Source organism: Photorhabdus hindustanensis (assembly GCF_002968995.1).
Classification (GTDB): Bacteria; Pseudomonadota; Gammaproteobacteria; order Enterobacterales; family Enterobacteriaceae; genus Photorhabdus; species Photorhabdus akhurstii.
The window spans coordinates 19,876-35,882 of the sequence record NZ_PUWT01000053.1 but is presented as its reverse complement, the minus strand read 5'-3'; the positions used below and the strand labels follow the sequence as shown (position 1 = coordinate 35,882).

8 protein-coding genes are annotated in these 16,007 nt (G+C 46.7%); all 8 read left to right on the top strand.

The window, feature by feature from the left end:
* The first annotated feature begins 177 nt into the window (after positions 1-177).
* Complete coding sequence (locus C6H66_RS18305) at positions 178-1,548, top strand: condensation domain-containing protein (protein ID WP_105396326.1); 1,371 nt, start codon at positions 178-180, stop codon at positions 1,546-1,548.
* A 141-nt stretch (positions 1,549-1,689) separates the two neighbouring features.
* Complete coding sequence (locus tag C6H66_RS18300; RefSeq protein ID WP_046395740.1) at positions 1,690-3,285, top strand: beta-ketoacyl reductase; 1,596 nt, start codon at positions 1,690-1,692, stop codon at positions 3,283-3,285.
* 114 nt (positions 3,286-3,399) lie between these two features.
* Positions 3,400-6,726: a non-ribosomal peptide synthetase gene (locus tag C6H66_RS18295; protein ID WP_105396325.1), complete on the top strand. Its 3,327-nt coding sequence runs from the start codon at positions 3,400-3,402 to the stop codon at positions 6,724-6,726.
* Positions 6,719-10,810 (top strand): SDR family NAD(P)-dependent oxidoreductase, encoded by a 4,092-nt coding sequence (locus C6H66_RS18290; RefSeq protein WP_105396324.1) that lies wholly within the window; start codon positions 6,719-6,721, stop codon positions 10,808-10,810. The genes C6H66_RS18295 and C6H66_RS18290 overlap by 8 nt, the downstream gene beginning before the upstream one ends.
* 91 nt (positions 10,811-10,901) lie before the next feature.
* Positions 10,902-12,599: a beta-ketoacyl synthase N-terminal-like domain-containing protein gene (locus tag C6H66_RS18285; protein ID WP_248000727.1), complete on the top strand. Its 1,698-nt coding sequence runs from the start codon at positions 10,902-10,904 to the stop codon at positions 12,597-12,599.
* A 50-nt stretch (positions 12,600-12,649) separates the two neighbouring features.
* Complete coding sequence (locus C6H66_RS18280; RefSeq protein ID WP_105396323.1) at positions 12,650-14,419, top strand: aminotransferase class III-fold pyridoxal phosphate-dependent enzyme; 1,770 nt, start codon at positions 12,650-12,652, stop codon at positions 14,417-14,419.
* Between the two features lie 129 nt (positions 14,420-14,548).
* Entirely contained in the window at positions 14,549-15,034 is a 486-nt protein-coding gene (locus C6H66_RS18275) for a hypothetical protein (RefSeq protein ID WP_046395736.1), read from the top strand.
* A 98-nt stretch (positions 15,035-15,132) separates the two neighbouring features.
* Entirely contained in the window at positions 15,133-16,002 is an 870-nt protein-coding gene (locus C6H66_RS18270) for a beta/alpha barrel domain-containing protein (protein ID WP_105396337.1), read from the top strand.
* Positions 16,003-16,007 lie beyond the last annotated feature (5 nt).

The following is a 16,007-nucleotide window of genomic DNA, read 5'->3' as shown; positions in this document are numbered from 1 at the left end:
TATTGCTACTTTTAAAATCGTCACTGTATTTTTAGTACCTTAATAAATGACGCAAATTATCATTCCATGCGGGGTAACCGGGCTATCAATTCCCGTTTTTTTACTCTGCATGTTCGCTTTCTCTGGTAGTCAAAAGTAAACGCTGTGTTATTCGACTAGTTTATATGCAGATAGAGTATGGAATCTGCACATTTCGTTTCTGCCCGTCGGGCTTGCAATGGAAAGGTGAATATTATGCGTGTTCAATTAGGGCAATTATATGATTTGCGATATTCGCTGAGAGTTGATCAATTATGTGTCGGTGAAGTATTAATGCCCTTGGAGCGATTGGAACCGGCACACCTCAAGGTAGCGATTGAATATTTATTGAATAAGTATTCTATTCTGAGAGCACGGTTTATCGGTAGCGGGATGGATATGAAGATGGATTTCGTACCGCCTGGCAGTGAATTATTGCGACAGGCTTTTGAAGTCAGAGAGCCAGCCGATAGTCAATGTGATCGCCGACGCTTAATATCAAACTACATTGCTAAGGTTAGGGCTGCCATGAATTTGGCAAATCCGCCGTTATTGCGTTACTGCCTGTTTGATGGCAATTGCGCCCGTGATCAAAGATTGGTATTGATATTCAATCACTTAGTTTGTGACGGTATTTCCAGCCGGATCTTATGGCGAGATCTTTCAAAGGCATACAGAATGTCAGTGAGTGGTCAGCCCCTTGCCCTTGAGAGTGCCACAAATTACGAGCAATTTTGTGCTGAGTTGTATGAACGACATCGGCAAATCGTAAAAGCTGTTATCCCTGATGATGAACAACAAATTGAACAACCTACCCTGAATATTCTCGGTGGGCGAAGTGTTGAGTCACTCCCCATTAGCAGATTGTCTGAGGCCGTCACAGAAATCAGGCAGCTTGATGGCGAAGCTTTAAATAGGATACGCCTTTTGGCTAAACGACATCGCGTCAGTGTTGCGGATTTATTGTTAGGTAGTTGGTTAAAGGCGCTGGCGGCTGTTTTTGGGAAGGGCAGCCTGAATATGCTGTTGTGGGTCAGTCCTCATTTTGTGGGATATTGGGAAACCTCGGTGGCTAATCTTGTCGGGTCAGTATCATTTCCAATCACAGTTAAGTTTAATATTGATCCAGAGCCATCGTTGGATAGCACTCTCCAGCATGCGGTACAAGAGTTCAATAACGCGATGGAAAAAGCGGCGGATTATGCTGCGACTTACTTGGTACCTAATTCCATCTTTGGATGGCCTGAGCTTCCTGCAATTTCTTTCAATTTCGTTGGTGATCAACGACGGTCTCCTAATGTTATTGGCTATGAACTGTCGCCTGAAAAAATACGTATTGGGAAACCCGATGAAGATGCGCAAGAGATACCATTGAGCATGGATATAGAGATCTATGCCGATATGATGGAAGTCACTATTTCTTCCAGGCCAGATTGCCATCTACAGATTTTACCGCCTCGTTTAATGGATCTTTGGTTAGAAATGATTGGAGAACTTGGAATTGAACAGCCGTTTTTCTCTGGTTATTAATAGCATATCTCACCATTTTTTCGCCTTTTATGGGCGTAAAATTTGACGCATAGGGGACGAAAGCCCGATGCGTCTTGATAATGTGCAGCTTAAACGGGCTACACGTCTGATGTTTTGTTTCGTGGTTTGGAGAAGAGTGGCATGCAACTATTCAATCTGGATTGGGTGAAACGTAATATCGTATTGCCCGAAGCTCCGTTATTAACTCAATGTACTGTCATTAGCAGAAACACCGATTTTACTCACCGGGTGAAGGAATTGATTGAGGCGAAAGGAATAGATGTCGTTGATATTGATCTTGGCGCAGATCCCGCCTCCCAAATTGACTCAATAGGGGACACGGACACCCTGATCTATTTAGCTAGCCACGAAGAATTCTTGAACGCTGCGGATATTGTGGCTAATGAATTACGTAAGTTCGAAAGTTTACGCCTTATTGCTAATAAAGTTGCTGAGCGCCATCACGATGCAAAACCGCGGCTTTGGGTCCTTACCCAAGGTGTGCAGGGGTCTGGCGAGCAATTTAATACGGTAGGTTTGTCTGGTAGTAGTTTATGGGGATTAGGCCGGGTCATTGCGAAAGAGTATCCCTCTGTTGACGTTGGCTTGATTGATTTGCCGGTTAAACAGGTTGGGAACGAAGAGATAACATTGGTTCTTGCCATCATGGCAAATCAGCATCAACAGAGAGAGTTTCTCATTCATGATCAATGTATTTGGCAGCGTCAGGTTGGACCATTAGCGGTTAGCCAAGAAAAGACGGAGATAAAACAGAATGCAAACTATCTCGTCATCGGCGGGTTTGGCGATACCGGGCGTATGCTGGCTGAAAGCCTGTTTGCGGCTGGAGCAAGGCACGTCACGTTGATGGGGCACTCCGCTCCGCCAGCTAATTTAATTACTGAGTCTGAACAGCGAAAAGCACAGGGTTGCAATCTCCGTTTGTTCCAAGGTGATGTAGCCGATATTGAGGACGTCAAAGCGGTGTTGCGGCGTATCGATAGAACGGGGCATCCTTTACGGGGGATCTATCATTTGGCAAGCGTTGTTGAAGGCGCTCTGCTTACCACGTTAAACAGCCGTTCGGTTGAAAAAGTTTTCCGCCAGAAAATAGCGGGAAGCTGGAACCTACATCTGGCAACTCAAGAGTTAAGTCTGGATAGATTCATTACATTTTCTTCACTGTCAGAGATTATTGGCGTTGCAGGTCAGGGGGCATGTACTGCCGCGAACGCATTCGTGGATGCCTTGATGAGATATCGGGTCTCGACTGGATTATCAGGAGCGGCGATCGCATGGGAGCCTGGGGATGATATTAAAAGTGTCATAGATACCGTCATCAGAGCGGAGATTGCTCATTATGCCGGGCTGATTGTTGGAAACTTTAGTCAGATTGCGCTGGAGCGGCTGATTTACCAGCAAGAGCCGGTGAATGATATAGAGCCTGCTTTCGGTTCTACGCAAAGTGATAATGCTATGGTCACGCCTGAAAAACCTTCCCATGAAGAGCAACGTCAGGCGATGACTGAAATAGTGATAGAAGAGCTGAAAAAATTGGTTGCAGGAGGAAACGTTACTGCTGACACGAAGTTGAGCGAGATTGATATGGACTCCATGTCGGCGGTGACGATTGCTCAGCGGTTGCGTGAGATCATTGGGAAATTAGTCCCCATGTCCGTCTTTTTTGACGACTGTAGCATTTCTGAGCTGGTTGAAAAGTTGAAACGCTATTTCTGACGAGCCGTTGACTGATGAAGTAACACCAAGCACAAACTTTGCCCTCTTCGTAACGAGGCTGGTTTAGCCAGAGGGTGGGGATACTGTTTAAGTATTTATGGAGCTTGACACGTTATGTATAAAGATTGCCCACAGACTGGTGATGAAGAATTGCTGTCCATGCAGCAAAAAGCTTTATGGTTCATTGACAATTATACCCCTGGCGATTCCAAATATAATATTTCCATGGCATTCCGTATTCACGGATCGTTTCAAATCGATGCTTTTCGCTATGCGGTCAACCGGCTTGTTTCCAAGAATGCCACCCTGAGAAGCACTTTCGTTAATGTAAATGGCGAGCCAAGGTTGGTCATTAACGAACACTTGCCGCCGACATTGGAGGTTTTCGACGCAACGAACTTGAGTCAGGAGGCGCTTGAAGATGCAGTTCAGAACTTTCATTCCATCCCGTTTCAGTTAGAAAAAGCGTCGTGTCTGCGTTTTGGTATCTACGTCGTCAGTGCGGAAGAGTACGTTTTACATATGTGTGTTCACCATATTGTGTCGGATTTTACTTCAATGGGGCTGATGTGGGATCAGCTTGAACACTATTATCTGGCTGAACTTGGTGAAGATGATGATTCTTGGTTGCCGCCCGCCGAGGATTTCAAGGATTATGCTGTCAAAGAACAAGAGTATTACCAAAGTGAAGCGGCGGAAGAATCGAAAGCTTATTGGAGTGAATGCTTAAAGCAGCCGCCAGCCGTGTTGCAATGGGATAGTTTTTGGCGCAAAGGCCCTAATGACCAGTCATCCATTCTGTTTAGCATTGGTGAAGAAACAACCCAAAAAATCAAGCGGCTTGCATCAAAAATAGGTGGATCAGTCTTTACGGTCATGTTGGCCGCATGGAGCGCTTACATTGCCAGAGAGACAAAATCTGCTGATATCGTTATGGGGGTGCCGGTATCGATGCGTCACTCGGTTCATCAGCACATTGTCGGCTGTTTGTTTAATACATTGCCCATACGTTTATCCGTCGAGCAGACATTTCACCACTTCCTATTGGCGGCGAAGGAGCGATTGTTATCCGCCCTTGATAATCGAAATTTTTGTCTCAGCCAAATAGTCGAACACTTGGCTGTGGAACGATATGATGATCGTAACCCATTGTTTCAGGTTGCGGTGAATATGTTAGGACAGGTGGGGCAATCGCGTTGGATGATGCTGGAGATGGCTGACGATTCTGTTCAGGCATCATGGGCGGGACGGACTATTTCCCCATTCAGGGTTTGTCAGCAAGAAGGCTTGCTTGATATTGAACTGTTGTTTTTAGATGCCGGTTCCCATTTAAGATGTGAGTTTAAAGCGGATAAACATTTCTTCTCGCATTTAGGTCTTCGGATATTTGCAGAGCGCTTCGAGCAAGTGCTTGAGATGCTGATAGCAGATCCTGATGAAGAGATGAATACTGTGTTGGCGCCAGAATCAGAGGATTACAATCTGCCATCAGGCCCGATTAATTCTGGCGTTCTTCCAGAAGTATCAGACCAAACCCTCGTTTCACTTTTTGATCAACGGATGACGCAACAAGCAGAGTCGGTAGCGATTCGTTATGGCGCCGATACATTAACTTATTCGGATTTGCAGCGTTGGTCGCTGGAGGTCGCGGTTCAGCTTAGACAAAATGGGGTTGTGCCCGGCGATCGCGTCGGGATTGCATTGTTGCCTTCATCGGAAGCGGTGGTGGCGATGCTTGCTATTATGCGTGCGGGCGCGGGATACGTACCGTTAGATCCCAGGTTGCCGCAGAACCGTCTGGCGCAGATTGTCGAACAATCAGAGATGAAGGTTATCATTGTTAACGCTGATGTTGACCCGGATAACTGGTGTACAGCTAAACTGATGACCATTGCAGCTACTGAATCTTCCGTTGCGGCAGGGCGTGTTGATCTCAGTTCATTTGATCATTCGACATTTGATCACGGTACGCCTTCTTCGATCGCATACAGTGTCTTCACTTCAGGTTCCACCGGAATTCCCAAAGGCATTGATGTTGAACACAACAGTGTTGTTTCCTGTTTTAACGCGATGGACGAATATTTGGCTCCCGCGCCAGGCGAAGTGTGGACGTGGTTCCATGCCGCCAGCTTTGACTTATCGGTGTGGGAGATTTGGGGCGCTCTGTGTTCCGGTGGGATTTTAGTCATTGTGCCCGATAATATACGTAATCAACCTGACAAGTTGCTGGATCTGATCGCGGCAGAGCAGGTAACGATTATCACCCAGACGCCATCCAGTTTGAAAAGCCTGTTATCTGAGTTTCAGGCTCGGCCAAGGGCTTATGCGATAAAGCATTGGGTCATTTGTGGGGAAGCGTTGCTCAGTGCCACGATTCGGCCCTATTTGGATGGGAGGTGGACATTGTGGAATATGTATGGTCCGGCGGAGGCAACAATTTACACCACCGTGGAGAAAGTAACGGCGGAGCTGACTGACTACAATGTGATCCCCATTGGCAAACCGTTAAACTTCGCAACGGTCTATCTTTTAAATCCTGCGGGGCAAACACCCTCGATAGGTGAGGTTGGCGAAATTTACATTGGCGGTCGTGGCATTGCCCGTGGTTATGTTGGTCTTGAACAGTTAACTGATCAACGTTTCATTGCCGATCCCTATATTCATCATGGACGTATCTATAAAACCGGTGATTTAGCCTATTGGGATGGAGAACGAATCCATTTTTGCGGTCGCGTGGATGACCAGGTAAAAGTTTCGGGTTATCGAATTGAGATTGCTGAGATTGAGGATTGTCTTAATCGCCATCATGCTATTGCGGACGTTGCCGTTATTATTGAATCTCACGCAGGGCTTGATCGTTTAGTCGCAATATTCGTCCCTGTCAGTAAGGATAACCTTCCCGAAGAGTCCGCTATTCGTGAGCATCTCAAGGCTTATCTCCCCATTTACATGTTGCCTGGCAGGATTATGTTGGCTGATGAATTGCCGCGTAATGCTCACAACAAAATCGACAGAAAAGCATTAAGTGGCTTGATTAAAGCGGGACAATTGATCGATATCAGTTCGTTGAGACCGGCGCCTGTGTTACCTGCTGATTCGATTTTCGCTGAAATTTCGAGAATTTGGTGTGAAGTGTTGGGAAGATCAACCGTCGGGCTGGATGACGCATTTTTTAATATTGGCGGCACTTCATTGGCACTGACGAAAATCCATGCACAGCTTGTTCAATTACCGGGATGTGGCGCTTTAGCGCTTGCAGATTTATTCCGTTTTCCAACCATTCGAAAGTTAGCTAATTATTTTTTAAGCCCTCTGCAATCGGTGACACCGGTAGAAGTTGCGGATAAATCAACCCAAACGCGACGTCAGAAAACGTTGAATGCAAGAAAAGCGTTGAAGGAAAAACAAACTCACTCGCTGAAAGGGGAACAAGATGTCTGATAATGCGATTGCCATCATTGGCGTAACCTGTCGGTTACCGGTGGCGAATAGCTTAAATGCGCTATGGGAGAATCTTGTCGCTGGCCGGATACTTGCTAAAAGATATAGTCAGGAAGAGCTGATTCGCCGTGGGGTAGCACGGCATATATTCACGGCAAAAAATTATGTTCCTGTCGATTCGTGTTTACCGGATATTGATCTATTCGACCCGGATTTCTTTTCAATCAGCCAGCGAGAAGCTGAATTGCTCGATCCTCAACATCGAATGCTGCTTGAATGTGCATGGGAACTGGCCGAAGCGACGGGTTATGGTAATCCTTTCCGACGCCCGCGTATCGGGGTTTTTACCGGGAGTTCGATGAATACCTATTTGCCTAATGTCATTAAGTCTGAGTGTGATTTGGTTTCAATAATGGGGACCGAGCTTATGCTGACTAATGATAAGGATTATCTCCCGGCACGGATTTCATACAAACTCGGTTTTAACGGGCCGAGTGTGGCTGTCTCGACCGGCTGTTCGACATCACTGACAGCGGTACATATGGCGATACAAAGTCTCTTACTTGGTGAGTGCGAGATTGCTTTCGCCGGTGGTGTTTCTGTGTATGCCTATTCTCGACCGGGTTATTTTTACCAGAGCGATATGATCTTCTCGGAAGATGGCTATTGTAGACCGTTCGATGAGAAGGCATCAGGGACTTTCTTTGGTGATGGAGCGGGGCTGGTGGCGCTACGGCCATTGGATGAAGCCATTAGCAATGGGGATACCATCCATGCGGTGATCCTTGGTTCAGCGGCGAATAATGATGGTTCATCGCGGGCGGGTTTTGCGGCGCCGGGGGTGGATGGGCAACGAAAACTCATTTTGGATGCTCAGGCGCTGGCGGGTGTTGGGCCGGATGAGTTAGGTATGATCGAGGCGCATGGTACCGCAACGCAGCTTGGGGATTCGGTGGAATATGCCGCGCTTTGTCAAGCTTTCCGCCAGAATACGGATCGTGAAAGATTCTGTGCGTTGGGATCGATCAAGGCTAACGTAGGTCATTTAGCCGCGGCGGCGGGAGTTGCCGGATTAGCCAAAACGATAATGGCGCTCAAGACCGGCGCCATTGCCCCACATCCGACTTTCAACAGGGCTAGCTCTGCTATGAATCTTGAGCAAAGTCCCTTCATTATCAACACGATTCCCATTAATTGGCCGGTGAAAGGGCCACGGCGGGCAGGGGTTAGCTCTTTTGGCGCCGGTGGTAGTAATGTTCACATGATTTTGGAACAAGCGCCGGTACGAAGGGCAGGCCAAAATAACGTTGGCTGGCGAGCTATTCCGTTAGGGGGACGCAGTGCCGATGCCTTGAACACATTGAGCGCCGATTTGGCAAAAATGTTGGAGGCTGAACCAGATACGCATATTGATGAAGTGGCTTTTACTTATGCGGAAGGGCGTGCCGCTCAGCCATACCGAGCCTGTTTGTATGCTAAAGATGTAAAAATGTTGATTGATGGTATTAAAAATGCCGATTTTACCGTCACAGCACAAATCTCTGAACCACAACGCTTGGTGGTGGCGCTTGGTCCGGCTATTCGATCCGCTTTATCAATGCAGATACCTGGCTATTGGCAAGAAGTGGATAGGTTGCTGTCTGAATTGCCGACAGATGTTTCCTGTGACATCAGTAAAATCGATATCACTGAAATGACAGTAAGTGATGGCAATAAGGGAAAAATTGCTAATCTTGTGGCGATAATCGCGGCGATCAATTGTTGGCGGAAGATGATTTCGACGCCAATATTCATCATATCCGATAGTCGTTACGACCTTGCGGTTGCTTGCTCGTTAGGCATGCTGACACTGCCTGAAATCGTTGATAAGTTGCTAGAAAACGCGACATCACATTTCGTTGAACGTGCTATCGCTTTGCCCGGAAGTTTTTGGTCTAAACATCACGGCATGATTGATGGCAATAATGTGAAGGCCATCTTAATTAATGGAGCCTCTTCGAGCTTACAGCAACAGAATGAGATCATATCAGCAAATGACGTGATATTAGCATTGGACCATTCGCCTGATAGTTTCTCTGAAATCGTGGCAAACCCTGAAAATATTATTCGTTTGGATACGGCCCATGAAGAGTACGACTCGGCTTTAGTCAAACTGGTCGGCAAGCTTTGGCAACGTGGTGTGGTGATAGATTGGTCTATATTGCGAGGCGGAGAAGTTGTTCAACGTATTCCACTACCGGTTCAACCTTTGCAACGTCGGCGCTGCTGGTACACAGATTCAACATTACCCGAGTACAAACCAGAGCCTGATGGTCGATCTATAGCAAGTTCTGAAACTGCCGACGAGTCAATCGGCGTTTATGTTGAACGCTGGAAACGAACACAGCGCCTGTCGCCGGTATCATCATCGGCGACTAAGCATAACTGGCTGATTTTCTACGATAACAGCGGTAAAGAAGTTTGTCCGATCGCCGATGTGTTGCGTGAACGGGGGCAAAACGTATTTGAAATGCACGAAAATTGCGTCGTTTCTTTCCATAAAATAGCTTGCGATGAAACTGCGTTCGATGAAACAGCATGTATCGTCAACGTTGGCGCTCCCGCCAATGTTCAGCGTTTGATGTTAAGGTTGAAGGAGCAACAAGCGCCCACGCCCGATCATATTCTCTTCATTTTGGGCGATATCACGTCAGCGGATAACATGCCGGTAGCGAAAAATCGACTCCCATTTACACTATTTAATTGGGTGAAAGCGTTTTCCCAACTGGGAAATAAAACCATGTCGTTAACATTGATCGGACCCGGTTTTGTTGACGTGATGGGCAGCGAACCACGGAGTGTTGAGCGGACTACAGCGCTAGCATCCATTCCGGCGATCAGCCAGGAATTGCCCGGCATGATCGTAAAAGTTATCGACACACCCGCCAAAGAACTTAGCTCTCTGAATGATGCTCAACATATCGTGGCTGAACTTTTCACTGCTCATGATCAGAATGTGGTTGCTCTGCGTCAGGGTTGGCGTTGGGAACGCTATTTTGACGTTGTAAACCCGGCAGTTAGCGAAAATCTTTCATCTGGCATGATCTGTTTAGTGACCGGAGGATTAGGAACGGTTGGTTTTGGTATTGCACAATATCTGGTCATTAAGTTTAACGCGAAACTTATCCTGCTCGGCCAGACACCCAGAGATCTTACTCAATCTGATACGTTGCAGAGCCAACGGGTAGCGCAATTGCGCAATATGGGGGCGGATTTTGCCGTGATTACCGCCGATGTGACAGATAAAGCCGGTGTGCTAGCGGAGCTTTCCCGTGTGGAATCCAGACTGGGGGCTGCGAATTGCTTTGTCCATGCAGCCGGGCTTTCTGGTCAGGCAACGATCCAGTGGCTACAAAATTCTGACCATCATGATTGGGAAAAGTTGATGCAGCCAAAGTTAAAAGGGGCGGCTGTTTTGCATGAAATATTTGCCGATCGTCCTCTGAGGTTTGGTTGTTTTGTCTCATCTCTGTCAGTGTTCGCGGGGGGATTGGGGCTTGCGCCTTATGCCGCGGCGAACGAAGCTTGTGCCGCGTTTGCTTCAACTCATCACTTGGATAAACCCTATTTTTCCATTGATTGGGATGGATGGGAAGGCTGGGATGAGTCAAATAGCTTCAAATACAGCGTAAATCGCACTCGCCCGTTACATCATGCCGATGTCGTTAATGCATTGGATATTATTTTCTCCACATGCCATGCAGAGCCGCGTTTTGCCGTCTCCACCGTACCTTTGAATGAGCGGTTGCATGATGTTGTGGAAAATTCATTGCCGGCGGATACGGCGCAGCCTGCAATGGCATCTCCCTCGGCATCAAATAAATCCATTATCGATGAGATGGCAGCCATTTGGCGTGATGTACTGCGCTGCCCTGTTGATCATGAATCGAACTTTTTCGATTTAGGGGGAGATTCACTGGTCGGGGCTGAGTTGGTGAGACTAGTTAAGGCTCATTTTAATGTTGCGGTATCTATGGTTGATCTTTTCGAATCGAGCACAGTGGCGTCTCTTACGATGCAAGTCGAGAAAAAACGATGCAAATAGAAAAAAAGCGCAATCAAAGCAGGGTGCTCTAGTGCAAATCATGCTCTAGCGCGGATCGGCAAGACCAACGTGTTCGGGAAAGGGAATTAGCATGAAATCAAAAACACAAATGCATTATTCAACAGATATTGCGGTTACCAGCATAGCTGGACGTTTTCCTAATGCAGATTCGAGTCAAGATCTTTGGAAGGCGATCTTAGGTAAACGAGAACTGATTTCGAGTTATACCAATGAAGAACTTCATCATCGGGGCGTTAATACTGATGAATGGGGATTGCATTACGTTCCGCGTGGTGGGTACCTCCAAGATCCAGAGGCATTTGATTACAGCTATTTTCAAATAATGCCGAGAGAAGTTTCTAAAATGGACCCTCAACAACGGATTTGTCTGGAGGTTTGCCATGAGGCGCTTGAACTTAGCGGTTATTCCAGCGGGGCAGACGCAGGGATCTGTTCAGTGTTTGTCGGCTCTCGCCGGAGTACCTGGCAGGCTGCACCGACGCTGAACCATTCTCCTGCTGACGCCATGCTGTTATTTGGCGGAAGTTCTGTCGATGCTTTGGCAACACGTGTTGCGTATAAGCTCAACTGCTTAGGGCCTGCTGTCAGTGTAGGCACTTTCTGTTCAGGTTCGCTGGTTGCTGTGCACATGGCTTGCAACAGCTTGTTGCTAGGTGAAAGTGACATGGCGCTGGCAGGGGGTGTTTGCGTCAGGTATCCGGCTCATGTTGGCTATATTTACCATGCAGGGGGAATATTGTCCCCGACGGGACGAGTTCGCGCATTCGACGAGAAAGCTGACGGTACGATTTTCTCTGATGCCGCCGCATTCGTAGTATTACGCCGTCTGGAGGATGCTCTGCTTAATGGCGAGCCGATTTTAGCGGTTATCAAGGGATCGGCCATCAACAACGATGGGGCGGTCAAAGCGGGTTATAGCGCTCCGGGTGTTTCAGGTCAGGAGCAGGTGATCCGTCGTGCGCTTGCCGCGGCTGATGTTCGAGCTGATCAAATTGGTTTAATTGAAGCGCATGGGACTGGCACACCTGTTGGTGATGGGATTGAATTACGGGCGCTAGGACGAGTATTTGCCGATGTATCTGCCAGATTCTGTGCTTTAGGCTCGATTAAATCCAATCTTGGTCATGCTGATTGTGCATCAGGTATCGCCGGGCTGATAAAAGCCATCTATGCTGTCAACTTAGGCATTATTCCGCCGTCAATGAATTGTGAATCTCCTTGTGCTGAACTGCGGGACCCTGAATCCCCGTTTTATGTGCCGACTGAATCCAGAGATTGGAATAACGATAAGGCGGCGAGAATTGCCGGTGTTAGCTCATTTGGGATCGGCGGCACAAATGTTCATGTTGTCGTTGCCGAACCACCGGCGACAAAGCCTGACACACCTTCCTCGGCGGCGGCACATCTGATTCCACTGAGTGCACGTACCGAGACAGCGTTAGCGCAAAAAATTTTGGATTTAATGAAATATTTTGAACAGTATCCAGCCGTGAATATTGCTGATGTGGCATTTACCTTGCAGCGTGGCCGACGACATTTACCCATACGCAAGGCGATTGTCGCACGTGATATCCATGAGCTGATATCGGGCCTGCTAGATAAATCCGTGGTGGTAGCCCCTCAATTGAGTGAACTGCAAGAGATGTATATTTCGCCTGCCTCTGTCTGGCAGGCCGGGGAAAGTATCAATTGGGATATTTTTTACCAGACCGAACATCGTAAACGGCTCCCGCTTCCAACTTATCCATTTGAAAGAACGGCAATCTGAGCTGTAAAACGGGTAGAGATCGTCTTCATTTTGAGGAAAGTGAGGTTGATATGAGTAATATTGAAATTATTCAGAGAGAAATAATCTCTATTTTTGCAGAAACATTTGGTTTACCGAAGGAAGAGATAAAACTGGAAATACCGTTAGTTGAATTGGGGGCGGAGTCACTCCTGTTATTTGAAGCATTGGAACCAATTCATAAACGATTTGGTATAAAACTTTCAGTACGACAATTTTTCGCAGAATTACAAACGGTTCGTCAACTTAGTGAATATATTTTGCTGGCGGATAAAAATAATGTTGTGGTGGATAAAAACAGGATTGCGGAAGATAACCATGCAGTAATTCAGCCTCAACCTGTCTTGGCTGATCAAGAAAAAAGAGTTGCTCAATCCGATACGCCAAATATTCCACCGGCTAACAAGGAACGCTTTTTTCAATGGATGTCGAGAAGTGCGCTACCGATTGAATCTGAGGAGAGAAAAAAATATCTGGCTTCATTTATATCTAAATATAACGAGCGAACGATTAAATCAAAAACGCATTCGGTAGCGGTACGTAAAAATATTGCAGACAGCCGTTCTGGGATTGGCTTTAAACCCTCCATAAAAGAGCTGCTTTACCCGATTGTCTGCACCAAGTTTGCTGGGCCTATCGTCCAGGATATTGATGGCAATGATTACATCGATATGACGATGGGGTTTGGTGCGCATCTGTTTGGTCATAGCCCACCCTTTGTAGTTAAAGCGCTTACTCAGCAAATAGACAACGGTTTTGGTTTGGGAACCCGGCATGAGATAGGCTTAGAAGTGGCTGAACTGATCAAAGAGATTACTGGCATGGATCGCGTTGCTTTTGTCAATAGTGGAACGGAAGCGGTAATGAATGCGGTTCGGGCAGCTCGGGCGCTTACTCGTCGTAATCATATTGTCCTTTTTTCTAGCAGTTACCACGGACATTGGGATGCGGTACTGGCGAGAGCCAGTGAATATGATGAAGTTAATACGACAAAACCTGTTTCAGTAGGCATACCTGAAAATATGGTTGCGGATGTTTCGGTGTTTGAGTTTGGTTCCAATGAAGCCATTGAATTTCTCAAAACGAATAGCACCGATATCGCTGCGGTGCTGGTAGAGCCGGTGCCGACTCGTGACCCAGGACTAAGCAATCCAGATTACTTGCGGCGTTTGCGTCTGGCGACCAGAGAGTTAGATATTCTGCTGATATTTGACGAAATTGTGACAGGTTTCAGAACCCATCCAGCGGGTATCCAGGGATTATTCGGCATTGAGGCGGATATTGTGACCTATGGCAAAACGATAGGTGGTGGAATGCCATTGGGCGTCATTACCGGTAGGAAGAATATGCTTGATTCGATTGACGGCGGAAACTGGAACTTCAACGATGACAGCTTCCCCGCAGCGGAGCCGACATTCTTTGGCGGGACCTATTTTCAACATCCGCTTTGCATGGCTGCCGCGAAAGCCACTTTGCTGGAGATCAAAAGGAGAGGGGAATCTTTTACCAAGGCATTGACTCGACGTACTGAATGGTTTGTTTCACGTTTGAACCAACTGTTCTTAAATCGTCGGGTTCCCATCGAAGCAAGATCGTTTTCCTCATTTTTTAGATTAATTCATCGCGACAACATGGATTTGCTTTACTACAACCTGTTGATGAGAGGGGTTTATATCTGGGAATGGCGTTGCTGGTTTATCTCCGATGCACATGATGACACTCATCTGGAAAAAGTTTATTTGGCATTTGTGGATAGCTTGGATGAACTTGAGGAAAACAACCTGCTTCCTCGATATAGCTAGATCAAACTAGATTATTGTGAGCGATAACTTATTGAACTATTAAGCATCCTATCCTCTGGCTGTGCTGATTTCGGTGCTTTGAAACGACGGCTCATAGTCTGTTGGGTAAATAAAATTAAGGAGAGCGTTATGCCGTTGGCAAACAAAAGCGTTTTCATTGGTGGGCCGATTCAATCCGCAATTTACGATGGTGGTTTTCATGAAGAGTTAAGAATGACCATCCAATTGGCGGTTAAGACGGTAGAGACACTGAATGGCAAGGTATTTTCGGCACATTTAACTGAGAAATTTGGTATTGATACCCCCAATTATACGCCGGAGATGGTATCGAAACGGGATTTCCAATGGATGCAGCAGTGTGATTTTTTCATGCCCATTCTCCCGGTTCATCAGGATGATGAATTATTACGTACTGACGGTACGCATATTGAGCTTGGTTGGGCTTCTGCCCTGAAACGGCCTGTCTTGTTGATCACTAAACTACCGATAGTGCGTGGCGGTAGCCATTTATTAAAAGGATTGGAGCATATTTGCAATTTGTCGAAATTGGACATTCAAGATTTTCGTCATAATCCGCGGCAAATTGGCGAGATTTTCAGGAGTTTTGCAGTTTAGTCGCTATGGAGCGCCTTTTGGAGATATACCGCCTTTCTATTGAATTGAAAGGCGGGTTAATAGCAAGTTTGTTTGAATGGGTAATTTGTGGAGTTACGATGGAAAATCAAGTTATTGAACCGATTTATGATGTTTTAGGAATGAAGATAAAAAACCCAATTATTGTTGGGTCGGGCCTGCTTTCTGATCAAGCTAAAAATATTCGCCAGTTCATCGCTCACGGCGCAGGGGCGGTCGTGACAAAAACGATTTATCCGCGCTCAGAAAAATTGCATACAGAAAAGACCTACTTGTTCAGTACAGGGATGTTGAACAATACGACATATTCGAAGAAAACCGTTGAATATTGGTTAACGCTTCTCCGTGAATTTAAGGAAGAACAACTTCCGGTGATAGTTTCTATTCATGCTGAATCACCTGCGGCGTTAGGTGAATTGGCTGTTCGAATCTCGGAAGTGACCGATGCCCCTTTGGAGTTGGGTATTTCATGCTTGCATGCGGACGACTTCACGGAAGATACACCGGAACGCGTATTCAACTACACCAAAGCGGTGAAGGAGCGAACGGATACCCCTTTTGCGGTCAAACTCTCGCTTAGCGATAATTTGTATGGGCGTGTTCAGGCTGCGGTAGAAGGTGGCGCTGATGCGATAACCTTGAGCGATACCATTTCGGGAATTGCATTCGACACCGCGAATGGCGAAGCGCTGCTTAATGGGGTTTGCGGATACTCTGGGCCGGGGATCAAACCAATGGTGCTTGCCGCTATTTATAACTTGCGTAAGCGAGGGGTGACGATTCCGATACTTGGGTCGGGAGGCGTACAGGATGGTAATGATGTTCATGAATACCTAATGGCAGGGGCGAATACGGTACAGGTTTATACCGCGCTTCATCGGCATATGTATAAAACATTGCAGCGCATTGTTAATGAATATACGCAAGCCATAACGTCAGAAAAAGTATGAGAAAA